This window comes from Leisingera sp. CC-HEC093, from assembly GCF_059429195.1.
The window spans coordinates 3,612,567-3,637,484 of sequence record NZ_JCAIJR010000001.1; the positions used below are offsets into that span (position 1 = coordinate 3,612,567).

Annotated in this window: 23 protein-coding genes; 16 read left to right on the forward strand and 7 right to left on the reverse strand. The window is 62.5% G+C overall.

Annotated elements, in window-relative coordinates; all coding sequences use genetic code 11:
- Nucleotides 1-134 precede the first annotated feature (134 nt).
- Together gyrA and AC5STB_RS17770 are read left to right on the forward strand one after the other, a co-directional pair.
- Complete coding sequence (gene gyrA, locus AC5STB_RS17765) at nt 135-2,873, forward strand: DNA gyrase subunit A (protein WP_495444117.1); 2,739 nt, start codon at nt 135-137, stop codon at nt 2,871-2,873.
- A gap of 137 nt (nt 2,874-3,010) precedes the next feature.
- Nucleotides 3,011-3,361: a DUF6614 family protein gene (locus tag AC5STB_RS17770; RefSeq protein ID WP_495444118.1), complete on the forward strand. Its 351-nt coding sequence runs from the start codon at nt 3,011-3,013 to the stop codon at nt 3,359-3,361.
- A 194-nt stretch (nt 3,362-3,555) separates the two neighbouring features.
- On the opposite strand, the gene AC5STB_RS17775 is transcribed toward AC5STB_RS17770, so the two are convergent.
- The 3 genes from AC5STB_RS17775 to AC5STB_RS17785 are packed head-to-tail and all read right to left on the reverse strand — an operon-like array spanning nt 3,556 to nt 6,987.
- Nucleotides 3,556-5,025 carry a carboxypeptidase M32 gene (locus AC5STB_RS17775; protein WP_495444119.1) on the reverse strand — a complete coding sequence of 490 codons (1,470 nt, stop codon included), beginning with the start codon at nt 5,023-5,025 and terminating at the stop codon, nt 3,556-3,558.
- Between the two features lie 3 nt (nt 5,026-5,028).
- A complete protein-coding gene (gene ctaA / locus AC5STB_RS17780) occupies nt 5,029-6,174 on the reverse strand; it encodes a heme A synthase (protein WP_495444120.1) in 1,146 nt (381 codons plus the stop codon).
- A 60-nt stretch (nt 6,175-6,234) separates the two neighbouring features.
- On the reverse strand, nt 6,235-6,987 hold the full coding sequence (locus AC5STB_RS17785; RefSeq protein WP_495444121.1) for an RNA methyltransferase: 753 nt from the start codon (nt 6,985-6,987) through the stop codon (nt 6,235-6,237).
- 166 nt (nt 6,988-7,153) lie between these two features.
- Here AC5STB_RS17785 and AC5STB_RS17790 point away from each other — a divergent pair, with 166 nt between their 5' ends.
- Entirely contained in the window at nt 7,154-7,786 is a 633-nt protein-coding gene (locus tag AC5STB_RS17790) for a thiamine phosphate synthase (RefSeq protein WP_495444122.1), read from the forward strand.
- A 38-nt stretch (nt 7,787-7,824) separates the two neighbouring features.
- Here AC5STB_RS17790 and AC5STB_RS17795 read toward each other — a convergent pair whose 3' ends face one another.
- Complete coding sequence (locus tag AC5STB_RS17795; RefSeq protein WP_495444123.1) at nt 7,825-8,976, reverse strand: HupE/UreJ family protein; 1,152 nt, start codon at nt 8,974-8,976, stop codon at nt 7,825-7,827.
- Here AC5STB_RS17795 and AC5STB_RS17800 point away from each other — a divergent pair.
- The 4 genes from AC5STB_RS17800 to AC5STB_RS17815 all read left to right on the forward strand — a co-directional run bounded on the left by AC5STB_RS17800 (nt 8,975) and on the right by AC5STB_RS17815 (nt 12,441).
- The gene (locus tag AC5STB_RS17800) at nt 8,975-9,784 is read left to right on the forward strand and encodes a DUF4198 domain-containing protein (RefSeq protein WP_495444124.1); all 810 of its coding nucleotides are present in this window, start codon (nt 8,975-8,977) and stop codon (nt 9,782-9,784) included. The genes AC5STB_RS17795 and AC5STB_RS17800 overlap by 2 nt on opposite strands.
- A gap of 41 nt (nt 9,785-9,825) precedes the next feature.
- Nucleotides 9,826-10,734, forward strand: coding sequence for a PfkB family carbohydrate kinase (locus AC5STB_RS17805; protein ID WP_495444125.1), 909 nt, complete (start codon nt 9,826-9,828; stop codon nt 10,732-10,734).
- On the forward strand, nt 10,731-11,645 hold the full coding sequence (locus tag AC5STB_RS17810) for a pseudouridine-5'-phosphate glycosidase (RefSeq protein WP_495444126.1): 915 nt from the start codon (nt 10,731-10,733) through the stop codon (nt 11,643-11,645). The genes AC5STB_RS17805 and AC5STB_RS17810 overlap by 4 nt, the downstream gene beginning before the upstream one ends.
- A 79-nt stretch (nt 11,646-11,724) precedes the next feature.
- Complete coding sequence (locus AC5STB_RS17815; RefSeq protein WP_495444127.1) at nt 11,725-12,441, forward strand: DUF502 domain-containing protein; 717 nt, start codon at nt 11,725-11,727, stop codon at nt 12,439-12,441.
- Here AC5STB_RS17815 and AC5STB_RS17820 read toward each other — a convergent pair.
- Nucleotides 12,438-13,466 (reverse strand): patatin-like phospholipase family protein, encoded by a 1,029-nt coding sequence (locus AC5STB_RS17820; protein ID WP_495444128.1) that lies wholly within the window; start codon nt 13,464-13,466, stop codon nt 12,438-12,440. The two genes, AC5STB_RS17815 and AC5STB_RS17820, sit on opposite strands and share 4 nt — an antisense overlap.
- A gap of 99 nt (nt 13,467-13,565) precedes the next feature.
- Nucleotides 13,566-14,339, reverse strand: a complete 774-nt coding sequence (locus AC5STB_RS17825; RefSeq protein WP_495444620.1) for a 3-hydroxybutyrate dehydrogenase — start codon at nt 14,337-14,339, stop codon at nt 13,566-13,568.
- Between the two features lie 427 nt (nt 14,340-14,766).
- On the opposite strand from AC5STB_RS17825, the gene AC5STB_RS17830 reads away from it, so the two are divergent.
- From AC5STB_RS17830 to AC5STB_RS17850, 5 genes are all read left to right on the forward strand, one after another.
- Nucleotides 14,767-16,482: an extracellular solute-binding protein gene (locus AC5STB_RS17830; protein WP_495444621.1), complete on the forward strand. Its 1,716-nt coding sequence runs from the start codon at nt 14,767-14,769 to the stop codon at nt 16,480-16,482.
- 73 nt (nt 16,483-16,555) lie between these two features.
- Nucleotides 16,556-17,389, forward strand: coding sequence for an arsenate reductase/protein-tyrosine-phosphatase family protein (locus AC5STB_RS17835; RefSeq protein ID WP_495444129.1), 834 nt, complete (start codon nt 16,556-16,558; stop codon nt 17,387-17,389).
- Nucleotides 17,390-17,410: 21 nt separating this feature from the next.
- On the forward strand, nt 17,411-17,887 hold the full coding sequence (locus AC5STB_RS17840; protein WP_495444130.1) for an arsenate reductase ArsC: 477 nt from the start codon (nt 17,411-17,413) through the stop codon (nt 17,885-17,887).
- Complete coding sequence (locus AC5STB_RS17845) at nt 17,884-18,540, forward strand: aquaporin (protein WP_495444131.1); 657 nt, start codon at nt 17,884-17,886, stop codon at nt 18,538-18,540. Before AC5STB_RS17840 ends, AC5STB_RS17845 begins: the two co-directional genes overlap by 4 nt.
- A 129-nt stretch (nt 18,541-18,669) precedes the next feature.
- Nucleotides 18,670-18,900 (forward strand): hypothetical protein, encoded by a 231-nt coding sequence (locus AC5STB_RS17850; protein WP_222475602.1) that lies wholly within the window; start codon nt 18,670-18,672, stop codon nt 18,898-18,900.
- 9 nt (nt 18,901-18,909) lie between these two features.
- Here AC5STB_RS17850 and AC5STB_RS17855 read toward each other — a convergent pair whose 3' ends face one another.
- Entirely contained in the window at nt 18,910-19,533 is a 624-nt protein-coding gene (locus AC5STB_RS17855) for a helix-turn-helix domain-containing protein (RefSeq protein ID WP_495444132.1), read from the reverse strand.
- 64 nt (nt 19,534-19,597) lie between these two features.
- On the opposite strand from AC5STB_RS17855, the gene AC5STB_RS17860 reads away from it, so the two are divergent.
- From AC5STB_RS17860 to AC5STB_RS17875, 4 genes are all read left to right on the forward strand, one after another.
- Nucleotides 19,598-21,103, forward strand: coding sequence for a class I adenylate-forming enzyme family protein (locus tag AC5STB_RS17860; RefSeq protein ID WP_495444133.1), 1,506 nt, complete (start codon nt 19,598-19,600; stop codon nt 21,101-21,103).
- Complete coding sequence (locus AC5STB_RS17865; protein WP_495444134.1) at nt 21,100-21,765, forward strand: DsbA family oxidoreductase; 666 nt, start codon at nt 21,100-21,102, stop codon at nt 21,763-21,765. Before AC5STB_RS17860 ends, AC5STB_RS17865 begins: the two co-directional genes overlap by 4 nt.
- A 151-nt stretch (nt 21,766-21,916) precedes the next feature.
- Nucleotides 21,917-23,140: a multidrug effflux MFS transporter gene (locus AC5STB_RS17870; RefSeq protein WP_495444135.1), complete on the forward strand. Its 1,224-nt coding sequence runs from the start codon at nt 21,917-21,919 to the stop codon at nt 23,138-23,140.
- 59 nt (nt 23,141-23,199) lie between these two features.
- Complete coding sequence (locus AC5STB_RS17875) at nt 23,200-24,873, forward strand: tetratricopeptide repeat protein (protein WP_495444136.1); 1,674 nt, start codon at nt 23,200-23,202, stop codon at nt 24,871-24,873.
- The last annotated feature ends 45 nt before the right edge of the window (nt 24,874-24,918 follow it).

Below are 24,918 nucleotides of genomic sequence, written 5' to 3' on the forward strand. Positions count from 1 at the left end.
CAAAAACAGTGCGTTACCATTGCGTGAACGGCTGGATTCCGGCTTTCGGGGGCTGCGTGCTTGCGCCCCATATACGGTCTCTGATAGGGTGCGAACACAATATATAGACCCAGAAGAAAGAGCGGGCAGCCAACGTGAGCGATACGCCGGAAACTCCTGAAAACATGGACGAAAACCTGCCGGAACGCCCGGCCTATGACGGGCCGACCGTTTCCATCGAAGCCGAGATGCGCAACTCGTATCTCGACTATGCGATGTCGGTCATCGTCAGCCGCGCAATTCCGGACCTGCGGGACGGTCTGAAACCGGTTCACCGCCGCATTCTCTATGCAATGCACGAATCCGGCAACACGCATGACAAGGCCTACCGCAAGTCGGCCCGCCCGGTTGGCGACGTGATGGGTAAATACCACCCCCACGGCGACAGCGCGATTTATGACGCGCTGGTGCGGATGGCGCAGGACTTCTCGATGTCGCTGCCGCTTCTCGACGGCCAGGGCAACTTCGGCTCGATGGACGGCGACAACCCGGCGGCTATGCGCTATACCGAGGTCCGCATGGACAAGCCCGCCGCGGCAATCCTGGCGGATATCGAGAAAGAGACCGTCGATTTCCAGGACAACTACGACGGCAAGGACCGCGAGCCGACCGTGCTGCCGGCCCGCTTCCCGAACATGCTGGTCAACGGCGCCGGCGGCATCGCGGTCGGCATGGCCACCAACATCCCGCCGCACAATCTTGGCGAAGTCATCGACGCAACGCTGGCGCTGATCGAAGACCCGGACCTGACCAGCGAACAGCTGATCGACTATATCCCCGGCCCCGACTTCCCGACCGGCGGCGTGATGCTGGGCCGCTCCGGCGCCCGCAAAGCCTATCTTGAGGGCCGCGGCAGCGTGATCATCCGCTCGAAGACCCGCGTCGAGGAGATCCGCAAGGACCGCTATGCCATTGTCGTGGATGAGATTCCCTATCAGGTGAACAAGGCCGCGATGATCGAAAAGATCGCCGAGCAGGTCCGCGAAAAGCGGATCGAGGGCGTGGCTCATGTGCAGGACGAATCCGACCGCAACGGCGTGCGGGTGGTGGTCGAGCTGAAACGCGACGCCACGCCTGAGGTAGTGCTGAACCAGCTATTCCGCTTCACCCCGATGCAGACCTATTTCGGCTGCAACATGCTGGCGCTGAACGGTGGCCGGCCGGAGCAGCTGACCCTGCGCCGGTTCCTCACCTCTTTCATCGATTTCCGCGAAGACGTGGTGGCGCGCCGCACGGCGCATCTGCTGCGCAAAGCCCGTGAACGCAGCCATATCCTGTGCGGCCTGGCCGTGGCGGTGACCAATATCGACGAAATCGTCACCACCATCCGCCAGTCCACGGATGCGGCTGAAGCACGGGAAAAGCTGATGACCCGGCGCTGGCCGGCACAGCCGATCCTCGAATACATCGCGCTGATCGACGATCCGACCCATACTGCCAACGACGACGGCACCTACAACCTGTCGGAAACCCAGGCCCGCGCGATTCTGGAACTTCGTCTGCAGCGCCTGACCCAGATCGGCGTGAAAGAAGTCACCGACGAGCTGGAAGAACTTGCAGGCAAGATCAAGGAATACCTGGAAATCCTGTCCTCGCGCGAACGCATCATGGGCATCATCAGCGATGAGCTGCGCGAAGTGCGCGACAACTTCGCCGTGCCGCGCCGCACCGAAATCGTCGACTGGTCCGGCGACATGGAGGACGAGGACCTGATCGAGCGCGAGGACATGGTGGTGACCGTGACCTCCGGCGGCTACATCAAGCGCACGCCGCTGGCCGACTTCCGCGCTCAGAAGCGCGGCGGCAAAGGTGTATCGGGCATGCAAACCAAGGAAGAGGACGTGATCACCACCCTCTTCGTGGCCAACACCCACACCCAGCTGTTGTTCTTCACCACCGACGGTATGGTCTACAAGCTCAAGACTTGGCGCCTGCCGCAGTCCGGCCGCACCGGCAAGGGCAAGGCGATCGTCAATATCCTGCCGATCCCGACCGGTGTTTCCATCGCCGCCATCATGCCGGTCGACGTGCCGGACGCGGAATGGGAAAACCTGCAGGTGGTCTTTGCCACCTCCGGCGGCGACGTGCGCCGCAACCGGCTGTCGGATTTCGCCAACGTCCGCCGCAACGGCAAGATCGCGATGAAACTGCCGGAGGACGGATCTGTCAAACTGGTGAATGTGCGCATTTGTTCGGAAGACGACGACGTGATGCTGTTCACCAACTCCGGCCGCGCCATCCGCTTCCGCTCCACCGACGTGCGGGTGTTCAACTCGCGCGAATCCACCGGTGTCCGCGGTATCAAGCTGACCGGCGGGGACGGCGTCGTCTCGATGTCTGTGATCCGCCACTCCAAATACACGCCAGAGCAGCGCACGGCCTATCTCAAGATGCGCCGGGCTATGGCCGGCCTGACGGACGATGCCGAGACTTCGGATGAGGAGGCACCGGAAGATCCGAACTTCTCAACCGAGCTTTATGCAGAGATGTCGGCAGCCGAGAACCTGATCCTGACCATTACAACCGGCGGCTCGGGCAAGCTGTCGTCCTCGCACGACTACCCGGTGCGCGGCCGCGGCGGCATGGGTGTGACCGCGATGGACAAGGCCATGCGCGGCGGCGAGATTGTCGCCTCCTTCCCGGTTGAGCTGGACGACCAGATCATGCTGGCAACCTCCAAGGGCCAGTCGATCCGGGTGCCGGTCGATGGCATCTCCTTCCGCTCGCGCTCTGCCGGCGGTGTGCGGGTGTTCAACACCGGCAAGGGTGAGGAAGTGGTCTCTGTCGCCTGGATCGCCGAAAACGGCGAGGAGGAAGGCGGCGGCGAGGAATAACCCCTCAAGCCCCACTCCTTTGAAAACACTGAACGCCGTCCCGTTGCCGGGGCGGCGTTCGCAGTGTTAACGGCCCCCTAACGGATCTTAGCTATTGTTACGGACAAGTTCTGATTTCTCATGAAGGGAATACCCCAATGAACTTGTACCACTGCTCCATCGACCTGCATCACGAGGCCAAGGCGCTGAGTTTTGCCAGCGCGGTCGATCAATGGATGGGCTATCTGCAGGAACGCGGCGTGGTCCAGGGCTGGCGCCTGCTGCGGCGCAAGCTGGACATGGCCAGCGACACCTGCCGCGACTTCCTCTTGGAAATCGAATTCAGGGACATGACCCAGCTGGATCAGGCCTTCCGGGTTCTGGGCGAACATGACGAGGAGGTAGAGAAGCTCTACTCCCATGTCAGTGCGCTGATTGCCACGGCCGACATCGGCCTCTACCGGCCCTTCCCGGATCCGGAACGGGCCGAACGGATGGCGCTGATCTGACGGGCATATGCCTCAGACCAGGGTGGTCCCCAGCACATAACTGGCAAAGATAAGGTAGGCGACGGCTGTATGCATCAGATTACTCTCTTACTCACACCCCCAAGGATTAAGAGAATACTGTTAAATTGCGGCATTTTCGGGGCAGCAGGATTTCCGCTGCCGCCAAAGGGTCTTAGCCGTTGTGCGGCGGCGACTCAGAGGTCGTAAAGCAGGCTGAACTTCTCTTCAAGGTACGCCAGCAGCGGCGCGTGGCCGGGCTCCATGCCGGACGCATGCACGATGGTATCGCGCGGGCTGCGCAAACCGCCGTGCTGCTGCAGGTTCTCTTTCAGCCAGCTGGTTGCACCTGCGGTATTGCCCTCAGCCAGCTCTGCATCCAGTCCCGGAACATCCCGGCGCAGCGCCTGATACAGGCAGCCGGCATAGACATTGCCCAGCGTGTAGGTCGGGAAATAGCCGAACAGGCCCACTGACCAATGCACGTCCTGCAAACACCCGTTGGACGGTTTGTCGACGGCATAGCCAAAATCCGCCTCGAACCGGTCATTCCAGGCCGCTTCCAGGTCCTTCACCGCCAGATCGCCGCTCATCAGCGCACGCTCCAGGCCGAACCGCATCATGATATGGAGGTTGTATTGCAGCTCATCCGCTTCTGTCCGGATATAGCCCTTATGCACGGTGTTCACCGCCGCATAGAAGGCATCCGCATCCGCAACACCGAAATCGCCAAAGGCGGCTTTCATCTCCTCAAACAGCCAGCCGGTAAAGGCGCGGCTGCGGCCGATCTGGTTTTCATAAATCCGGCTCTGGCTTTCATGCACCCCCATCGACACGCCGCTTCCCAGCGGGGTCAGCAGGTAGTCGCGGCTGATGTTTTGCTCATAGGCGGCGTGGCCGACCTCATGAATGGTGGAATAGAAGCAGTTGAATGGATCGGTTTCGCTGGTCCGCGTGGTGATCCGCACGTCCAGGCCAGCACCAGAGCAGAACGGATGCACCGCCTTGTCAACCCGGCCATGGGACATGTCATAACCGAACTGCTTGGCGAGCTTGCGGGTCAGCTTCATCTGCGCGGCTTCGTCAAAACTGCCGGTCAGCCCTTTCGGCGCGGGTTTCTCCAGAACCTTGGCGCGCAGTTCCACCAGTCCGGGGCGCATGGCATCAAAGATCTCCGCAATCGCGGCCCCGGTCATGCCGTGCTCGTAATCCTCGACCATGGCGTCATAAACGTCACCGCCCGCCGCCAGCGCCAGGCCCTCCTCGCGCTTCAGCGCGACGACTTCCTCCAGCACCGGCACAAAACCCGCCACATCCTCATCCGCGCGCGCCGCGGCCCACTGGCCCTGCGCCACGGAAGTCACCTGCGCGATCTTCTTAGCCAGGTCGGCGGGCACCTTGACGGTGCGCTCATAGCTGCGGCGGATTTCGCGCAGCTGGGCTTCGCCAGCCTCATTCGGCGCAACGGCCTGCTCCAGCCACTCGGCCACGCGCAGGTCGCTGCGGCGGGCGTGCAGCACCGCCTCGATCGCGGCCATTTCCTCGCCCCGCTGCGGCGCCGCACCGCGCGGCATCATGGTTTCCTGATCCCAGCCCAGACGGCCCGCAATCTGCCCCAGCGCCTGGGTTTCGCGCTGGAAGGCCATCAGTTCGTCAAATGCGCTCATGGGTCAATGATCCTTGATCGAGGTTGCAATGGGATAGGCAGACAGGAAGCGGGCGCGCAGGATCAGAACCCAGACGCCAATCGCCACCAGCTGGTGAGTGATCGCCGCATGCAGCGGCGCGGCATAGACCACGGTGATGATCCCCAGCAGCACCTGTACGGACAGCGCCGCAATAACGGCGTTGAAGGCAAAGCGGGTGCGCGCATGGGCAGAACCGCGTCCGCGCAGCCAGGCCACCACGCCAAAGGCAAACAGCAGATAGCCCGCCACCCGGTGGATGAATTGCACCAGACCGGGATTTTCAAAGAAGTTCTTCCAGACCGGCTCAAGCATCAATGGGTTCGGCGGGATCACCTGCCCGCCCATCAACGGCCAGTCGGTATAGGAACGGCCCGCGTCAATCCCTGCCACCAGCGCACCCAGCAGGATCTGCAGGAAGGCGAAATGCATGAGGCCAGTGGACAGGCTGAACAGCTTTGCCTCTTTGGCGCGGCGCGCCTGCATCAGCTCGCGCTCCTCGCGGCCCAGCATCAGCACATACCAGGCGATGAAGCCGAGGATCACAAACGCGAGCCCCAGATGCAAAGCAAGGCGGTAGGAAGCAACCGCAGTCATCCCCTCGCCCTGGGTCACGCCAGAGGCCACCATCCACCAGCCGATGGCGCCCTGCACGCCGCCGAGGATGCCGGGCAACAGCAGCCGGCCGGTCCAGCCCGCCGGGATCTTTCGCGCCGCCAGAAAACCGAGAAAGCCGAGCGCCCAGACCACGCCGATGAAACGGCCCAGCTGCCGGTGGCCCCATTCCCACCAGTAAATCGATTTGAAATCAGCCAGTTCCATCCATTGGTTCTGGATGCGCCACTGGTCGATTTCCTTGTACTTGCCGAACTCGGCCTGCCATTCGGCCTCCGACATCGGCGGGATGGCACCGGTCACGGGCCGCCATTCGGTAATCGACAACCCGCTGTCGGTCAGGCGGGTCAACCCGCCCACAACGATCATTGCAACGACAAGGGCAAACAGCACCATCAGCCAGGCGCGGATCGCCTTGCGGGCGCCGCCGCGGCCGCGGTCGATCAGTCCCGGCTGCACCGCGGGCGCGTCCGTCTTCTCGCCCTCAACCTCTTCGAAAATGCTGCGCTTGCTCATGCTTGCCTCTTTGTCTGTGGTGCCAAGCTAGGGGCGGGTTATTCAAAGGTCCAGAGCGGCTTACTCGCCGCCGCGCTCTTTCCAGCGGACCATCTGGCGCATGATGCCGTGCAGCATCTGCACGTCGGAGCGGGTCATCCGCATCCGGCTCCACAGATTACGCAGGTTAGTCTTCATGCTGTCGGCCTTTTCCGGCGGGAAGAAGAAACCGGCTTCGTCCAGCCGTTCCTCGTAGTGCTCCACCAGCTTCTCGACTTCAACGCCGCTTGCCCAGTCGCCCTTGCGGCCCAGATCGGTGGTTTCATGCACCACCTCGCCCGATTGGCGCATCCATTCATAGCCGGTCAGCAGCACGCATTGACCCAGGTTCAAGGAAGCGTAAAGCGGGTTCACTGGCACAGAAATGATGGCGTTGGCCTTGGCGATATCCTCATTCTCCAGGCCCGCACGCTCGGGGCCGAACATTACCGCGACATTCTCCCCCGCCGCGATCTTCTCCGCCGCGATCTGCATGGCGCGCTCGGGGCTGTAGACCGGTTTGGTCAGTCCGCGCTGGCGGGCGGTGGTGGCGAACACATAGGTGCAATCGCCCAGCGCCTCCGGCACGTCGGCGCACAGCTGCGCCTCATCCAGCAGGCGGCCGGCACCCGAGGACATCGCCACCGCCTTGGGGTTTGGCCAGCCGTCGCGGGGTGCGACGATGCGCATCCGGTCCAGGCCGAAGTTCCACATCGCCCGCGCCGCGGCACCGATATTCTCGCCCATCTGCGGGCGGACAAGGACAAAGGCGGGCTGGGGCGTATCGGTGGGCATCGTGTTCTCCGGCAAAATCGGCCCTGCTGTACTGCCCGCGCGGGCGCGGGGCAAGGTCCCGCACGGGTTTGGGCTGCATTTACCGGGACTTCACCGCCGCAAATCCTTGCGTCCTGCCGGAAATCGGCTAAACACCGTCCAATCGCCTGAATAATGGAGCACCGCCATGGGAAGCCCTGCTGACGCACCCGAGCAGCCGCAGATCTACCTGATCTCCCCGCCGAGTTTCGAGCTGGGCAAATTCCCCGCTCAGCTGGCGCGGGTGCTGGATGAGGTGGACGTGGCCTGTGTGCGCCTGGACCTCGCCAGCCGCGATCAGGATACCCTCAGCCGTGCGGGGGACGCGCTGCGCGAAGTGACCATGGCCCGCGACGTGGCGCTGGTGATCTCCGATCATCAGGTCCTGGCGGAACGGCTGGGTCTGGACGGCGTGCATCTGACCGATGCATCCAAATCCATCCGCACCGCGCGCAAGGCGCTGGGGCCGGATGCGATAGTCGGCTGCTTCTGCGGTGCCTCGCAGCATGACGGCATGGTGGCCGGCGAAGCGGGCGCGGATTATGTGAGCTTTGGCCCCGTGGGCACTTCCGGCCTGGGCGACGGCGCGCAGGCTGAGGCTGATTTGTTCGAATGGTGGTCAAAGATGATCGAGGTGCCGGTTGTGGCTGAGGGCGGCCTGACCGAGGATCAGGTGCGCGGTATTGCGCCCCATACCGACTTCTTCGGCATCGGCGATGAAATCTGGCACGCCGAGGACCCGCTGGCAGCGCTCAAGGTGCTGATGCGGGCGATGGGCTAACCAGCCCCGCAGCCTCGGCCAACGCCCTTGGCGGGTGCTTACAGAAACACCCGTTCCACAAACCAGTAGCCGCCGATCATCGCGATGGTGACAGAAGCCGGGATCGCCACCCGGCCGCGGTACTTCGGATGCCGCCCGAACCACAGGCGCACGCCGAGGTAAGCGGCTGCAATCACCGCCAGCTGGCCCAACTCGACCCCTACGTTGAAGCCGATCAGCGCAGGCAGAAACTGGCTTGCGGGCAGTCCGAACTCTCCCAGCACAGAGGCAAAGCCCAGCCCGTGCAACAGGCCAAAGCCGAAGATGACAAACGTTCGCCAGCTGTGCAGCTTGCGGGCAAAGATGTTCTCCACCGCGACAAAGACAATCGACAGGGCAATCAGCGGCTCGACAATGGCCGGGTTCACAGTGACCATGCCCAGCGCGCCAAGCGCCAGGGTGATGGTATGCGCCACTGTAAATACGCTCACTTGCAAGAGCAACGGCTTTACCCGCGGGCTGAGGAAGAACAATCCCAGCACAAACAGGATATGGTCCAGCCCCTTGGGCAGGATGTGGGTAAAGCCAACAGGGATGTATTCCATGAAAGCCTCAACCGGCGCCTTGGCCGCACCGCCCCCCAGCGGAATGGGGGGAGATATCTCCCCGCCCTGCAGGTAGCCGGTATAGGGCTCATTGACCCCGTTCTGCCGCAGCACGACGCCACCGGACCCTGCGGGCCACGCAATGCGCAGGCTCCCGGTTCCGGGCGGAATCTCACCTGCGAGTTTCAGAAAAGACGCCCGCGGCAGGCTTGCATCGCCGACCTCAGGAATGGTGATCGCTGTGACATCCAGCTCAACGGGGCCAGCAGCCCGGATGGCAAACGTCTCCAGCCATTCCTCCGCAAAAAGCCGGGCCATCGGTTCCAGTTCGTCCGCGCCCAGCGCCCGCAGCTCATCATAATCCGCCGCCTGGGCGGTCTGGTTGGTGTCCGACAGCCCATCAAGGTTGATCCCGGCCACAAAAGCCTCGATGTTCATCCGCAGCTCGACGGTGATTTGCCGGTCCGTGACGGTGAAATCAGCGATGGCCGGGGTTACTTCATGTGCGCGGGCGCCTGCGGCGGCTATTGCAAGCAGGCCCGCCACCAGGGCAAATAGGATCTGCAGCCGAGTGACGCCACGCCTGAAACCCAGGAACCAATTCATGCAATACCGCCTGTTCTGCTCAATTCTCTGTGCCGGGCTGACCTTTGGGGCCGCACGGCTGTTATCCCACGAGTTTTGGATTGAGCCGCAAGAATATCAAGTGGTTTCCGGAGGTGCCGTGGTGGCAAAGCTGCGTAACGGGCAGGAATTCAACGGGGCTGAGCAACCCTATCTGGATCACCGTATCGCTCGCTTTGAGGTGATACAGGGGGAAACGGCTTCTCCCTATCTTGGACGGATGGGGGATATGCCTGCCTTTAGCGGCGGCGCGTTGCAGGACGGGCTGGCCGTATTGGTCCACCAGACCCGGCCCCAGACAATCACCTATGACAGCTGGGATGCGTTTCAGGCCTTTATTGACCACAAGGCTTTTCAAAATATCCGAACCCGGCACCTGGCGCGCGGACTGCCAGAGGCTGGCTTTACCGAGCAATACACACGTTTTGCCAAGGCACTGGTGGCGATTGGCGATGGTACAGGGGCGGACAAGGCCACCGGACTGGAGACAGAGATTGTCTCTCTCGCCAATCCCTACACGGATGACCTGACAGCGGGTCTTCCGGTCCGGGTGCTGTATCAGGGCAATCCCCGGCCAAGGACGCAGGTTGAAGTCTTTGCCAAAGCCCCGGATGGCACCGTCACCATTACCACCCAGCCTACGGATGAAAAGGGGGAGACCGTTGTCAGTGTCGCCCCAGGGCACAGCTACCTTTTGGACGCTGTGGTTCTGCGCCCTGCCCCGGATGGCACGAATTACGTTTGGGAAAGCCTTTGGGCCGCCCTGACTTTCGCAGTGCCTGCCCGGTGATGCCGCTTGCAGAGGCCCGGCAAAGGCGGCAATAGATCCCTATGACACAAGCCCCAAACTCTCAGACACCCGCCATCCTGTGCATCGGGTCGGTCCTGTGGGACATCATCGGCCGCTGCACCAGTGAAATGCAGCGCGGATCGGATATGCCCGGGCGCATCACCCGCCTGCCCGGTGGCGTCGCCATGAACATTGCCATGACCCTGTCGCGTTTTGGCATGAAGCCCGCGCTGCTGACCGCCGTTGGCCGCGACCCCGAAGGCGATGAGCTGATCCATGCCTGCGGCCACTTCGGCCTGATCACCGACCACATTTACCGCTCCGAGGATTTGCCCACCGACCGCTACATGGCCGTGGAAGGCGCCAACGGGCTGATTGCCGCCATTGCCGACGCCCATTCGCTGGAGGCCGCGGGCGACAAGATCCTGCGGCCGCTGTCCGACGGCTCCCTTGGCACTGTGGACGCGCCTTACACGGGCCAGGTGGCGCTGGACGGAAATCTCACTCTGTCTCTTTTGGATGACATCGTCGCCAGCCCCGCCTTTGCCAAGGCCGACCTGCGGGTTGCCCCTGCCTCACCGGGCAAGGCAGAACGGCTGCGCCCCTTCCTGACCCGCACCCGCGGCACGCTGTATGTAAACCTGGAAGAGGCCGGCATCCTGTGCCAGGCAGAATTCACCGACAGCGAAACTGCGGCGCAGGCGATGCTGAACCGCGGCGCCGCACGGGTGCTGGTCACCGATGGCGGTTCCTCAGCCACTGTGGCCGATGCCGAAGGCACCATCACCCTTGTGCCGCCACGCGTCACTGTCGCCCGGGTGACCGGCGCAGGCGATACTTTCATGGCCGCCCATATCGTTGCCGAGGCACGGGGCGAAGACCGCAAAACCGCATTGGCCTCAGCCCTCAAGGCTGCGGCAACCTACGTTTCAGGAGAACCCCCGCTTTGATCGACATTCAGTATTCGTCCGAAGTCCAGGCCGCCAAGACCGAGGGCCGCGCCATTGTTGCGCTGGAAAGCACCATCATCACCCACGGCATGCCCTACCCGCAGAATGTCGAGGTCGCCGCGCAGGTGGAGCAGGACATCCGCGATGCCGGTGCCGTGCCCGCCACCATGGCGGTGATAGAGGGTGTTTTGCATGTGGGTCTGGAACCCGATCAGCTGCAGGCGCTGGGTCAGGCCAAGGGGGTTGCCAAGATTTCCCGCGCCGACATGCCCGCCTGCATCGCCACCGGCGGCACTGGTGCGACCACCGTGGCAGCCACCATGATTGCGGCGCGACTGGCAGGGATTTCCGTCTTTGCCACCGGCGGCATCGGCGGTGTCCACAAAGGCGCTGAGACCACGTTCGACATTTCCGCCGACCTGATGGAGCTGGCACAGACACCGGTGACGGTGGTGGCCGCTGGCGCCAAGGCGATCCTCGACCTGCCCAAGACGCTGGAAGTTCTGGAAACCCATGGCGTGCCGGTAATCGCTTACGGACAGGACAGCTTCCCCGCCTTCTGGTCAGCCCAATCAGAGCTGAAAGCGCCGCTGCGCATGGACACACCCGCCGAGATCGCCCGCGCCCATGCCACCCGGCGGGCAATGGCCCTGCCGGGCGGCCAGCTGATTGCCAACCCGATCCCGGCAGACGCCCAGATCGCGGCAGAGGTTCTGGCCCCGGTGATTGCCCAAGCCCAGTCCGAGGCCGATGCACAGGGTATTGCAGGCAAGGACGTGACCCCCTTCCTGCTGAGCCGTATCTTTGAGCTGACCGAAGGCCGTTCGCTTACCGCGAATATCGCTTTGGTGCGCAACAATGCCCGGCTGGCGGCAAAGATCGCACAGGAACTCAACAATCTCGCACAATGAGTTGATTTTTGGGGCGGAAACCATTGCTCCGCCCCAAAACAGTGCCTAGGTTCCAGCGGAATTCCTGGATAACCGATCTATGACAACGCCATTCGACGAAGAACCCCAACGCCGCCGCGGCTTGTTTGCCAGCCTGCGCGCCTCATTCTTTACCGGCATCGTGGTGATTGCCCCGGTGGGGCTGACCATCTGGCTGTTGTGGTCGGTGATGGGCTGGATCGACAGCGTTGTGCTGCCGCTGGTACCGCACACCGTCCGGCCCGAGCAGTATATCGGCATCAACCTGCGCGGCGTCGGGCTGATCATCTTCCTGCTGTTCACCATCATCGTCGGCTGGATCGCCAAAGGGCTGATCGGCCGCTCGCTGATCACCTTCGCCGAAAGCCTGGTAGACCGGATGCCGGTGGTGCGCACGGTCTATTCCGGCATCAAGCAGATTTCGGAGACCGTTTTCGCCCAGTCCGAGCGCAGCTTTGAAAAAGCCTGTCTGGTGCAATACCCGCGCAAGGGCATCTGGGCGATCGGCTTTATTTCCACCAATGCCAAGGGCGAGATCGCCCAGCGTGCGGAAACCAGCGGCGGGCTGGTCAGCGTCTTCCTTCCGACTACGCCAAACCCCACGTCCGGCTTCCTGCTGTTCGTACCAGAGGAAGATGTGATCGAACTGGATATGTCGGTAGAGGATTCCGCCAAACTGGTGATCTCCGCAGGCCTGGTTTACCCGAACCCCAAGGACCCCAGCAAACCGCTGGAAAACGGCAAGAAGCCGAAAGTCCTTGAAAAAGAAGACGCCTAACCGAACATCGCCGGCAAATCGGCAGAGGAGCGCACGCCCAGGTTTTCCCTGTCTTGCGCCAGAAAGCCTTCCGCCGCATCCCGTCCTGCCTGTTTCAGCCGCGCCAAAATCTGCGGCACCGGAAACAGTTTGGTCGTGACCGACAGCTGGGTCATCAGATCATCATCAGCGATCATATGCACCCGCACCTGTTTCATCCGGCCCTGCTGAAGGGTGCCATCTGCCAGCAGCCGCTGCACGAAGCTGATCGCGCGCAGCTCCCGCAGCAATGACGAATTGAAGCTGATCTCATTCACCCGGTTGCGGATCTGCTGCGGTGTTTTCGGGATCTCATCGCGCTCAAGCGGGTTAATGTTGACGATCACCACATCCCCGGGCAGCGCGTCACGGTACAGCGGAAACAGCGCCGGATTACCGGTATAGCCGCCGTCCCAGTAGGCTTCCATGCGGCCGGTTTCCGGGTCCTCGATCTCCACCGCTTGGAACATGTCCGGCAGGCAAGCGGATGCCAGGATTGCGTCGGTGCTGATTTCCTCTCCCTCGAAAACGCGGATCTTACCGCTGCGCACGCAGGTCGCGCAGATAAACAGCTCCGGGCCGTCGCCTGCACATACCTCGGCAAAGTTGAATTGCTCCACCACTTCACGCAGCGGATTCTTGTAAAACGGACCGTAATGGTACGGGGATATCACCTGGCTCAAGCTCTCCAGCGGCGAAAACGGCATTGCCGCCTCCAGCACACCAGTCCAGGCAACCGCGTCAAACCGCGTCAGCCAATGGTTAAAGCGCATGTCGCCAACCGCGCCCATCCGCTGCCACAGCCCGTCCAGCGCCGCCTTGGCGCCGATGCGCCCGCCCTGCACCATCCCGGCCTTGAACGCCGCCCCATTCAGGGCCCCGGCTGAGGTTCCGGTGATGCCCGCAACCTCGATCCCGCCCTCTTCCAGCAGCCGGTCAAGCACCCCCCAGGTAAACGCGCCATGCGCGCCGCCGCCCTGCAGGGCCAGATTAATCCGTGTCACCAAACGCCACCTGCCTCTTTCACCTTTGTTAAAATACTCCGGGGGTGAATTGCCCCCTGGGGCAAGAGGGGGCTGGCCCCCTCCCGCCACCTCCTTACTCGCTTACAGCGCTGTCCAGCCGCCGTCGACGCTGATGGTGGTGCCGGTGATCTGCGCCGCTGCATCCGAGCACAGGAACACCGCGGTGCCGCCCAGTTGCTCCACCGTGGCGAACTCCCGGCTCGGCTGGCGCTCCAGCATGACCTTCTTGATCACCTCTTCCCGGCCCATACCGTATTTCTCCATGGTGTCGGGGATCTGCGCCTCGACCAGCGGCGTCAGCACATAGCCCGGGCAGATCGCATTGCAGGTGATCGGCTCCTCTGCGGTTTCCAGCGCCACGGTCTTGGTCATGCCCACAACCCCGTGCTTGGCGGCCACATAGGCGGCTTTATACGGTGAAGCAGTCAGCCCGTGCGCTGACGCAATGTTTACGATCCGCCCCCAGCCCGCGGCGCGCATCCCGGGCAGTGCCGCCGCCATCGTGTGAAAGTTCGAGTTCATGTTGATTGCGATGATCGCATCCCATTTTTCCTGAGGAAACGCGTCAATCGGCGCCACATGCTGGATGCCTGCATTGTTGATCAGGATATCGCAGGCCCCGGCCTTTTCGATCAGCGCACGGCAGTCGGTGCCCTTGGACATATCGGCCTGGACGTACCGGGCCTTAACGCTGAACTCACGGGCGAGTTCTGCTGCCAGCGTGTGATCCTCCTCCCGGTCAGTAAAGGAGTTCAGCACCACATTGGCACCAGCGCGCGCCAGCTCGCGCGCAACTCCCAGGCCAATGCCTGAATTCGATCCGGTGATAACGGCGGTCTTGCCTTGCAATGTCATCGGTTCCTGCCCCATGGCTGATTAAACTGCCGCTACTGTGCCATGCTGCAGATGCAAAAGAAACGCGTAAGACTACGGATGCCGAGGCCGCGATTGCCGCCATTCCGGCGCCGGGAAAAGTTAAAGAAACGGGCAGAAAAAAACGCCCGCACAAGGCGGGCGTTAGTTATTGAGGCAGGTTTCATACAGGCAAGAAACCTATCGAGCAGTGACCCCTTTATAAGCAATTTCCGGCTTTCGTCCAAGCTAAAAGTTTGAAAAGACGAAAAAGCGCACGTAGCGTGCGGAGGCAAGAAAATAAGGGCAGAGCGGGATTGTTGTGAAACAGCAAAAAGAAAATTTCCGGACACTTGGCGCCGCGCTGGCTGGAATCACCCTGGCAATTGCCGCGAATTTCGCGCAGGCAGAATCGGCCCATGGCATAGCTATGTACGGGGACCCTGCACTGCCACCGGATTTTGTGTCTTTACCCTATGCGAACCCGGGCGCACCCAAAGGCGGCAAGGTTGTGTTCGGCAATACCGGAGGTTCTGACAGCCTCAACCCGTTCATCCTTAAGGGGACCGCTCCGTGGCAGCTAAGGTTCTGGGGATATGAGAGCCTGATGGGCCGGTCCTGGGACGAGCCGTTCACGCTATACGGTCTTCTGGCCGAATCGATTGAGGTGCCTGAAGACCGCTCCTGGGTCGAATTCACCCTGCGGGAAGAGGCCCGATTCTCTGATGGCAGCCCGGTCACGGTCGAGGATGTGATCTGGTCATACGAAACATTGGGCACCAGCGGCCACCCGCGCTATCGCGGGTTTTGGACCAAGGTTGAGACAATTGAGCAGACCGGTCCGCGCAGCCTGCGCCTGACCTTTAATGTGGAGGACCGCGAACTGGCGCTGATTGCCGGCATGCGTCCGATCCTCAAGAAGGCGCAGTGGGACGGCAAGGAATTCGGCGCGGATGAGATCCAGGGCGCGCCCATCGGCACCGGCGCTTACGTGGTCAGCGCTCATGAGCCAGGCCGGTTTGTCACTCTTTCCCGCAACCCTGACTATTGGGGCAAAGACCTGCCGCTGCGCCGCGGCACCGGGAACTTTGACGAGCTGCGCATTGATTTTTTCGGCGATGCAACCGTCCTGTTCGAAGCGTTCAAGGCTGGCGAGCTCAGCGCGGTGCGGGAATTCAACGCCGACAAGTGGCAGAGCGCCTATAGTTTCCCTGCTGTCACCCGCGGCGATGTGGTGAAAAGCGAGATCCCCCATCAGCGCCCCTCCGGCATGACCGGGCTGGTGATGAACACCCGCCGCGCGCCGCTGGATGACTGGCGCGTACGCGAGGCGCTGCTGCTGGCCTTTAACTTCGAGTACATCAACGGCACCGTGACCGGCGGCACCCAGCAGCGCATCACCTCTTACTTCTCCGGCTCGGTACTGGGCATGCGGCCCGGCCCCGCAGAGGGCAAGACCCGCGCCCTCCTGGAACCTTTCGCAAACAGCCTGATGCCCGGCACGCTGGAGGGCTACACCCTGCCAGAGGGCGACGGCAGCAAGCGCAACCGCCGCAACCTGCGCGCGGCTATGAAATTGCTGGATGAGGCTGGTTGGACAGTCACCGGCGGCGTGCTGCGTAACGCAGAAGGCACCGCGCTGGACCTCAACGTTTTGATCCGCCAGGGCGATGGCGAGATGAAGACTATCACTGAGATCTACGCCCGCGCCCTGGAACGGCTGGGCATCACCCTGACGGCTGAGACCGTGGACAATGCGCAATATACCGAACGGGAAAACGCCTATGACTTCGACCTCATCCGTTTCCGCCGGGAGCTGTCGCTGAGCCCCGGCAACGAGCAGCGCTACTACTGGGGCAGCGACGGCGTCAATCAGCCCGGCAGCCGCAACCTGATGGGCATGGACAGCCCGGCGGCTGAGGCGATGGTCGATGCCATGCTGACGGCAACGGAGCCGGAGGATTTCACCGCCGCGGTGCGGGCGCTGGACCGGGTGCTGACCGCCGGGCGCTATGTCATTCCGTTCTGGAGCTTCGACACCGGCCGTATCGCCCATATCAAGGAAATGCGTTTCCCTGACAGACTGCCGATCTACGGCGACCGGACAGAGTTCATGCCGGACGTCTGGTGGTATCAGGCCGACTAACCTGGCCAGGCTGCGCTTCCAGCCGCGCTGAGTGTCGTTGACAGCCGCGGCCTATTTCTATATTTCACGAATTATGGAAATAAAGCTGTCAGATAAACTCGCCGCCCTGGCGCACCCGAACCGGCTGGCGCTGTTCCGGCTGCTGATGCGGCGTTATCCGGATGGCGTGCCGGCCGGGGAAATCGCGCTGGCGCTGGCGTTCAAAGCCAACACCGCCTCTGCGTATCTGTCCGCCCTGAAAAAGGCAGGCCTGATCACCCAGCACCGCACCGGCACCTCACTGATGTATGCCGCGGACCTGCAGGGATTGCGGGGTATGTTTGACGGGTTGCTGTCCGGATGCTGCCGGAACCGTCCTGATATCTGCAGCCCGCTGGCGACCGCAGATATGCCCGTGCCCTCGACTGGCCGTCCCTTGAAGGTTCTGTTCATCTGTACCGGCAACTCTGCCCGGTCGCTGCTGGCCGAGGCGATCCTGAATCACGAAGGCGGCGGCAAGTTCCGCGCCTTCTCCGCCGGAACCCAGCCCTCGCAAGCCCCCCGGCCCGAGGTGATGGCCCTGCTGCAAGCCAAAGGGCTGGATACCGACGGCCTGCACTCCAAGGACTTGGACTCTTTTTCCGGCCCGGATGCGCCGCAGATGGATTTCATCTTCACCGTATGCGACCACGCCGCAAACGAGGAATGCCCGGCCTGGCCTGGCCAGCCGATGAGCGCCCACTGGGGTCTGGCAGATCCGGCAAAGGCCACCGGCACCGACGCGGAGCGCCGGCTTGCCTTCCAGCAGGCCTATGGGCTTTTGCACAACCGGATCAAAGCCTTTGCTGCGCTGCCCTTTGATACCCTCGACCGCATGACGCTTCAGCACCAGGTCGACAATATCAGCCGCTTGAATTCATCCGACTAAACGAAAGCACGGACAAATCACATGAACATTCTGGTCCTATGCACGGGCAACTCCGCGCGCTCCATTCTGCTGGAGTCAATTTTCAACACCCATGGCGCGGGCCGCGTCCGGGCATATTCGGCAGGCTCCAATCCCACCGGCAAGGTGCATCCGCAGTCGCTGCGGCTGCTGGAAGAACTGGGCCACGACGTGTCCGGCGCGCGGTCCAAGAGCTGGGATGAGTTTGCCGGCACCGATGCGCCGGAGATGGATATCGTGATCACCGTCTGCGCCTCTGCCGCCGGTGAAACCTGTCCGGTCTGGCCCGGAGCGCCGGTGCGCGCCCACTGGGGTGTCGAGGATCCGGCAGCGGCGGGTCAGCCGGACTGGGACGCGGCCTTCCGCACCGCTTACACCACGCTGGAAATGCGCGCCAAGGCGCTGCTGTCGCTGCCGTTTGAAACCATGGCGCCAGCTGATCTCTCGCAGCAGTTCAAGCGGATTGGAGAAATCGCATGACCGCGCAGAAACTGCTGGCTGAGGGGCTGGGCAGCGCCATGCTGCTGATCGGGGTCGTCGGGTCAGGAATCATGGCGGAAACGCTGGCGGATGGAAACGCCGCCCTGGCGCTGCTGGCCAATGCGGTGGCCACCGGCTGTATGCTCTATGCCATCATCACCACGCTTGGCCCGGTTTCCGGTGCCCATTTCAACCCGGCGGTGACGCTGGCCTTTGCCCTGCGGGGCGAGCATTCCTGGCGCGCGGTTCCCCCCTATGTCCTGGTTCAGATCGCCGGCGGCGTTCTTGGGGTCTGGGCCTGTCACGTCATGTTCGACCTTGCAATTCTGCAAAGCTCAACCACCATGCACCGCACCGGAACCGCCCAGTGGTTTTCCGAAATCCTGGCCACTTTCGGCCTCCTGTTCGTGATCTTCGGCGGCTTGCGCTCACGGCCCGAGGCGGTCCCGGCTCTGGTCGGCCTTTACATCACCGGCGCCTACTGGTTCACCTCGTCCACCAGCTTTGCCAACCCGGCAGTAACCATTGCACGCGGCTTCAGCGACACCTTTGCCGGCATCTACCCGGGCCACATCCCGATGTTCATCCTGATGCAGCTTATCGCCGTCGTCCTTGGCCATCTGCTGCTGCCGAGGCTGTTCACCCGCCACTGAGCGGCGGCAGAAATCCGCTGAGCCAGGCTTCCCGGGGAAAGCCCCCGGGGGGCACCGTTACAAAATGTCACGAAAAGTGTTACGATGAGCGTCCAACCAACATAAACCGTTTGTCAGGGAGTGCCCCCCATGCCTGTACAAGCAGCAGCTGCCAGCTGGATTGACAGGATGCCCCGCATCAAACAGCGCTTTCCGCATTTGAAAGCAAGCAATGCGCCGTCGATACTGGACGACCGGGACAAATTCGTCGCCTATCTGGCACGAACCCACCATCTTACCCTGAATGAAGCCAAGGAAGAGGTGGAGGATTTCCTGTACATAGAAAGCCTGCTGCGCGAGCTGGACAGCCGCCCGCACTAAACCCTTGCGTCAGGCCAGCGACGTCACCCAGAGGATGGTTGCATCCTCGGGGCTGATGGAAATCACATTGTGGCCCATCGCCGCGTCATAATAGGCGCTGTCGCCGCGGCGCATCTCCACCGGCTCGTAGAATTCCGTATAGAGCTTGACCACACCGGTCAGCACATAGAGGAATTCCTCGCCGTCATGGCGCACCCAGCCATCGAATTCATCCATTGACCGCGCCCGCACCCGCGCGCGGTACGGCAGCATCTGCTTACGCGTCAGCCCGTCCGCCAGCAACTCGTGCTCATATGTCGCGGTGGCATGCGCCGAGCCGTCGCCGGACTTGGTCACCGTCATCCGTCCATTCACCTGATCCCGCTGCGGCTGGGTAAACAGCTGCGGGATGGATATCTGCAAGCCTTCCGCGAGCTTCTTCAATGCCTCATAAGTCGGTGACATTTGGCCATTTTCGATCTTCGAAAGCGTCGAACGCGCCAGTCCTGCCTGATTAGCCGCATGTTCCAGCGTCCAATCCCGCGCCTTGCGCAGCTCGCGCACACGAGCGCCCAGGTCCAAGGGTTCAGCTTGATCGTCGCCGCCGTTGGCGCGGGCGATGGTGATCAGAGATTTCGGATCGCGGCTTTTCATAAGAACTCTATAAGCCGCACCTGCATGCCTTGCAACGCACGACAGTGCAGGCTAGCCAATTGCCATGCTGTCGGTTTTTGATCAGGGGCCGTTTGCGCCCTGCCCTTCACCATTCAATCTTGCAGCCCATGTGCTGCGCCATGCGGCGCGGCTGGCGGACAAGACCGCGCTGTCGGTGCTTGACGGCGGTGGCCGCGAAGATTGGAGCTATGCCCGGCTGGAGGCCGCCGTGCGCGGCACCGGGACCGGGCTGCTGCGGGCCGGGCTGAAGCCCGGAGACATCGTGCTGATGCGCCTGGGGAACACGGTGGAGTTTCCGGTTGCCTATCTCGGCGCCATCGCCGCCGGGCTGGTTCCGGTCCCGACCTCGGCCCAGCTGACAGAAGTGGAAACCGCCCGGACGATTGCGGATCTGGCGCCGGCTGCGGTGCTGCGCGACCCCGCGGTGGCTTGCGCGAGTCACCCGCGGCAGATCACCACTGCAGATCTTCTGCCGATGCACGAATTGCCGCCCTGCAACTTCGCTTTTGGCGATCCTGACGGGCTGGCCTATGTGGTCTATACATCCGGCACCAGCGGAAATCCGCGCGCCGTGGCGCACGCCCACCGGGCGGTCTGGGCGCGGCAGATGATGGTGGAGGGATGGTACGGCCTGACAGAGGACGACCGGCTGCTGCATGCCGGTGCCTTCAATTGGACCTACACCTTGGGAACCGGTCTGATGGACCCTTGGGCGGCCGGCGCAACCGCACTGATCCCGGCCCCAGGCACACCGCCGGAAGAGCTGCCCGCACTGCTGCGCCGCCACCGCGCTACGATCTTTGCTGCAGCCCCCGGTGTATACCGGAAATTCCTGCGTGATGGCGTTTTGGACCTGCCTGATCTGCGGCACGGGCTTTGCGCAGGTGAAAAGCTCTCACGCCACCTTCACGAAGCCTGGAAGGCCGCCGCAGGCTGCGGGCTCTATGAGGCTTTCGGAATGTCGGAATGCTCAACCTTCATCTCCTCCTCGCCCGCGCACCCGGCGCAGGACGGCGCATTGGGCCGTCCGCAGCCGGGCCGCAGGGTCGCGATTGCCGGCACAGACGGGCCGGTGCCAATGGGCGAGGAAGGCACCATTGCCATCCACCGCTCCGACCCCGGCCTGATGCTGGGCTACCTCAACGCGCCAGAGGAAACCGCGGCCCGCTACCAGGGCGACTGGTTCCTGACCGGCGATCAGGGGGCGATGTCGGCAGACGGCCAGATCCGATATCTGGGACGCCACGACGACATGATGAACGCAGGCGGCTACCGGGTGTCGCCGATTGAGGTTGAGACCGCTCTGGCCGCCCATCCCGGCATCACCCAGGCCGGCGCCGCCGCGGTGGAGGTAAAGGAAGACACCTTTATCATCGCCGCCTTCTATACCGGTCCCGAAGAGTTGACGGCGGAAGACCTGCAGGCCTTTGCATCCAGGCGCCTGGCCCGTTACAAGCAGCCCCGCGCATACGTCCATCTGGACGCGCTGCCCGCCGGCGCCAACGGAAAACTGCTGCGCCGCGCCCTGCCTGCCCTGTTCAAAGGATGACCCAAATGGCCACCGTCAAGCTCGACATCCTATCAGACCCGATCTGCCCCTGGTGCTATATCGGCAAGACCCATCTGGACACGGCGCTGGCAGAAGTGCCGGACCACCCCTTTGTCATTGAGTGGCACCCGTTCCAGCTGAACCTGGACATGCCGCGCGAGGGCATGGACCGGCGCGAATACCTGGAGCGCAAGTTCGGCGGCAAGGAAGGCGCGGTGAAAGCCTATGCGCCGGTTGTGGAACACGCGGAAAAGGCCGGGCTGACCATCAACTTCGAAGCGATGCAGCGCACGCCCAATACGCTGGATGCGCATCGGCTGATCCATTGGGCCGGGATTGAGGGCAAGCAAACGAAGATCGTGAACGCCCTGTTCAAGGCATATTTCGTGGAAGCCAAGGATATTGGCGACCACGCGGTGCTGGCGGAAATCGCACAGGAAGCTGGCATGGAGGCGGATATTGCCGCGCGTCTGCTGGAAGGCGACAGCGATGTGCAAACGATCCGCGACCGCGACGCCCATTCCCGAAAGATGGGCGTGAGTTCGGTACCGACCTTCATCGTTGCCAACCAGCATGCTGTGCCCGGCGCCCAGCCGCCCGAGCTGTGGAAGCAGGTGATCGAAGACATCCTGCAGCAGCTGAAGGCCGCCGAGGCCGGATAAGCCGCTGCAAATTACTTAGCATCGCAACTATGCACAGCCCCCTGTGCAGCCGGGCGCTGGCAGGGCTGAAAGGTTTGTGGTAGCCGACGCAGACGGCTCCCAGACCGGCCTTATTCCCCGGATGCATCTGAAGAGCTGTAAGAGGTTTCAGATGTCACAGTCCCCCGCCCATGGCATGGCCAAGGCTGAGTTCATCGCGCTGATTGCGATGATGTTTGCCACCATTGCGCTGTCAATAGACGCCATGCTGCCTGCTTTGCCGGAAATCGGCCAGTCGCTCAGCCCGGACAACATCAACCGGGCGCAGCTGGTGCTGACATCCTTTGTTCTTGGCATGGGCCTTGGCACCTTTTTCACCGGCCCGCTGTCGGATGCCTTCGGCCGCAAGCCGGTCGCCGCTGCCGGGTGCGCCCTTTATATTCTCGCCGCCTTGACCGCATGGCTGTCGCCGTCGCTGGAGGTGCTGCTGGCGTCCCGGGTACTGATGGGGATCGGCGCCGCGGGCCCGCGCATCGTGGGGGCTGCCATTGTCCGGGATCTCTACTCGGGCCGTGAAATGGCCCGGCTGATGTCAATTGCCATGATGATTTTCATGATTGTACCGGCCATTGCCCCCTTGATGGGTGCCGGCATCATTGCGGTTTCAAGCTGGCGCGCCATCTTCCTACTGTTTGCGCTGTTTGCCGCGATCATTGTTCTGTGGGTTCAATTCCGCCTGCCGGAGACCCTGGCGAGAGAAGACCGCCGCGCTTTTCGTGCCCCCCTGCTGTTGGCCGCGGTCAAAGAGATGATGGCGCATCCAACGGTGCGGTTGTCGATCATGGTTCAGACGCTCTGCCTCGGCATGCTGTTCACCATGCTTACCATGGTACAGCCGGTTTACGACGTCATCTTTGGCCGCGCGGACAGCTTCCCATTCTGGTTCGGACTGGTTGCCGTGATTTCCGGCACTGCCAGCCTGCTGAACGCTGCCATCGTGGTCCGGATCGGCATGCGCCGGATTGTTACCGCTTCTCTGGCGGCGCAGATCCTGATCACCGGCACGATGCTGCTGATCAGCAGCTGGAGCCTGCCGGACCCGTGGATGTTCGGCTTCTTTGTCGCCTGGCAAGCCAGCGTATTCTTCATGGTGGGCACCACTGTCGGCAACCTCAATGCCATAGCGATGGAGCCGATGGGCCATATTGCCGGCATGGCGGCCTCAGTCATCGGGGCAATCTCGACAGTGCTGGCCGCCGCCATTGCCGCCCCTGTCGGTTTGCTGTTTGACGGCTCGCTGATGCCGCTGGCAGCGGGGCTGTTGATCATGGCCTGCATCGCTTTCCTTCTGATGCTGCAGATGGCCAAGGAGGAGGCGCGGCTGCCAGCCGAATAACAGCCTTGCCCGGGTAACGCCCCCTCCCTAACCTTCCCTTGCAAAGGGGGAGGTTCTTCATGGGCTATGATTACGATCTCGGCAGCTATTCCTGCCCGGTGACCACGCTGTCGCCAGATGCGCAGATCTGGTTCGGCCGCGGCCTGGTGTGGACCTACGGCTACAACCACGAAGAAGCCATCGCCTGCTTCCGCCGCGCGCTGGAGCACGACCCGGACTGCGCCATGGCCCATTGGGGCGCGGCCTATGCCGCCGGGCCGAACTACAACCTGCCCTGGGACCTGCGCGATGCCAAAAGCCGCGCCGAGGCGCTGGCTGAGGCCTATGATGCTGTGCAAACCGCCCTGGCTAGTATCGATGACTGCACCGAAGCTGAGAAGCTGCTGATCAGAGCCATCCAGACCCGCTATCCCCAGCGCGAACCGGATGAGGACATGCACGCCTGGGACTACGATTTTGCTGATGCCATGCGCGCGGCTTTTGCTGCCTGCCCGGATGATCTGGACCTGCGCACGGTCTACGCCGAAAGCCTTCTGAACCTCACTCCGTGGAAAATGTGGGACCTGAAGACGGGCCAGCCTGCCGAAGGCGCCGCCACGCTGGAGGCGCAGGAGGTGCTGGAATGGGCGATGGAGAATGACCCGGGCGCCATGCAGCATCCGGGCCTGCTGCATCTTTATGTGCATCTGATGGAGATGTCACCGACGCCGGAAAAGGCGCTGAAAGCTGCGGACGCCCTGCGAACACTGGTCCCGGATGCGGGCCACCTGGTACACATGCCAACCCATATCGACGTCTTGTGCGGTGATTACCGCAGCGTGGTCTATTGGAACCAAAAGGCGATCGAGGCGGACCTGAAGTTCTACGAGCGCGAAGGCGCGTTCAACATCTACACCGGCTACCGCCAGCACAACTACCACTTCGTCATCTACGGCGCGATGTTCCTGGGCCAGATTGAACCGGCGCTGGCGGCCAACCAAGGCATCCTGGATACTACGCCGCCCGAGATGCTGCAGGTCGAAAGCCCGCCCATAGCGGACTTCTTTGAAAGCTACATGGCAATGCACCCGCATATCCTGGTGCGGTTCGGGCGCTGGGAGGACGCGATGGCGCTGGAGCTGCCGGAGGATCAGGACCTTTATTGCACGCTGACCGCCAACACCCATTACGCCCGCGCCATCGCCTATGCCGCGACGGGCCGCGTGGCAGAAGCCGAGACAGAGGAACAGCAATTCCTGGCCGCCAAGGCGCGGGTGCCGAAGACCCGCCGGCTGCACAACAACAAGGTCGTTGATCTGCTTGAAATCGCAACGGAAATGCTGCGCGGTGAGATTGAGTACCGCAAAGAAAACTTTGACGCGGCCTTTGCCCATCTGCGCCGCTCGGCAGAACTGGACGACAACCTGCCATATGATGAGCCTTGGGGCTGGATGCAGCCGACCCGCCACGCGCTAGGGGCGCTGCTGTTTGAGCAAGGCCATGTTGAGGAAGCAGAGGCCGTTTACCGCGCCGACCTTGGACTGGACAACACTTTGTCGCGCGCCTCTGTGCATCCCGGCAATATCTGGAGCCTGAAGGGCCTGCACGACTGCCTGAAGGCCCGCCACGAAACCGTTGAAATCAGACACATAAGGCAGCAACTGGACCGGGCCCTGGCACGTGCAGACCGGGCCGTTGGCGCGTCCTGCTTTTGTGCTCAGGCGGCGATGGCGCCAGACGGATGCTGCGGTTGACCAAATTTCTTGCGAAGAAATTTGCCAAGGAAATTAGAATTTCCT

Excerpts from the sequence above, each read along its gene's own strand:
- AC5STB_RS17870 (WP_495444135.1), top strand. The coding sequence starts at position 21,917 with ATGTCACAGTCCCCCGCCCATGGCATGGCCAAGGCTGAGTTCATCGCG.
- AC5STB_RS17775 (WP_495444119.1), bottom strand. The coding sequence starts at position 5,025 with ATGAGCGCATTTGACGAACTGATGGCCTTCCAGCGCGAAACCCAGGCG.
- AC5STB_RS17805 (WP_495444125.1), top strand. The coding sequence starts at position 9,826 with ATGACACAAGCCCCAAACTCTCAGACACCCGCCATCCTGTGCATCGGG.
- AC5STB_RS17815 (WP_495444127.1), top strand. The coding sequence starts at position 11,725 with ATGACAACGCCATTCGACGAAGAACCCCAACGCCGCCGCGGCTTGTTT.
- AC5STB_RS17785 (WP_495444121.1), bottom strand. The coding sequence starts at position 6,987 with ATGCCCACCGATACGCCCCAGCCCGCCTTTGTCCTTGTCCGCCCGCAG.
- AC5STB_RS17770 (WP_495444118.1), top strand. The coding sequence starts at position 3,011 with ATGAACTTGTACCACTGCTCCATCGACCTGCATCACGAGGCCAAGGCG.
- AC5STB_RS17835 (WP_495444129.1), top strand. The coding sequence starts at position 16,556 with ATGGAAATAAAGCTGTCAGATAAACTCGCCGCCCTGGCGCACCCGAAC.
- AC5STB_RS17800 (WP_495444124.1), top strand. The coding sequence starts at position 8,975 with ATGCAATACCGCCTGTTCTGCTCAATTCTCTGTGCCGGGCTGACCTTT.
- AC5STB_RS17840 (WP_495444130.1), top strand. The coding sequence starts at position 17,411 with ATGAACATTCTGGTCCTATGCACGGGCAACTCCGCGCGCTCCATTCTG.
- AC5STB_RS17830 (WP_495444621.1), top strand. The coding sequence starts at position 14,767 with ATGTACGGGGACCCTGCACTGCCACCGGATTTTGTGTCTTTACCCTAT.
- AC5STB_RS17825 (WP_495444620.1), bottom strand. The coding sequence starts at position 14,339 with ATGACATTGCAAGGCAAGACCGCCGTTATCACCGGATCGAATTCAGGC.
- AC5STB_RS17860 (WP_495444133.1), top strand. The coding sequence starts at position 19,598 with ATGCTGTCGGTTTTTGATCAGGGGCCGTTTGCGCCCTGCCCTTCACCA.
- AC5STB_RS17795 (WP_495444123.1), bottom strand. The coding sequence starts at position 8,976 with ATGAATTGGTTCCTGGGTTTCAGGCGTGGCGTCACTCGGCTGCAGATC.
- AC5STB_RS17875 (WP_495444136.1), top strand. The coding sequence starts at position 23,200 with ATGGGCTATGATTACGATCTCGGCAGCTATTCCTGCCCGGTGACCACG.
- AC5STB_RS17790 (WP_495444122.1), top strand. The coding sequence starts at position 7,154 with ATGGGAAGCCCTGCTGACGCACCCGAGCAGCCGCAGATCTACCTGATC.
- ctaA (WP_495444120.1), bottom strand. The coding sequence starts at position 6,174 with ATGAGCAAGCGCAGCATTTTCGAAGAGGTTGAGGGCGAGAAGACGGAC.
- AC5STB_RS17865 (WP_495444134.1), top strand. The coding sequence starts at position 21,100 with ATGACCCAAATGGCCACCGTCAAGCTCGACATCCTATCAGACCCGATC.
- AC5STB_RS17855 (WP_495444132.1), bottom strand. The coding sequence starts at position 19,533 with ATGAAAAGCCGCGATCCGAAATCTCTGATCACCATCGCCCGCGCCAAC.
- AC5STB_RS17850 (WP_222475602.1), top strand. The coding sequence starts at position 18,670 with ATGCCTGTACAAGCAGCAGCTGCCAGCTGGATTGACAGGATGCCCCGC.
- AC5STB_RS17845 (WP_495444131.1), top strand. The coding sequence starts at position 17,884 with ATGACCGCGCAGAAACTGCTGGCTGAGGGGCTGGGCAGCGCCATGCTG.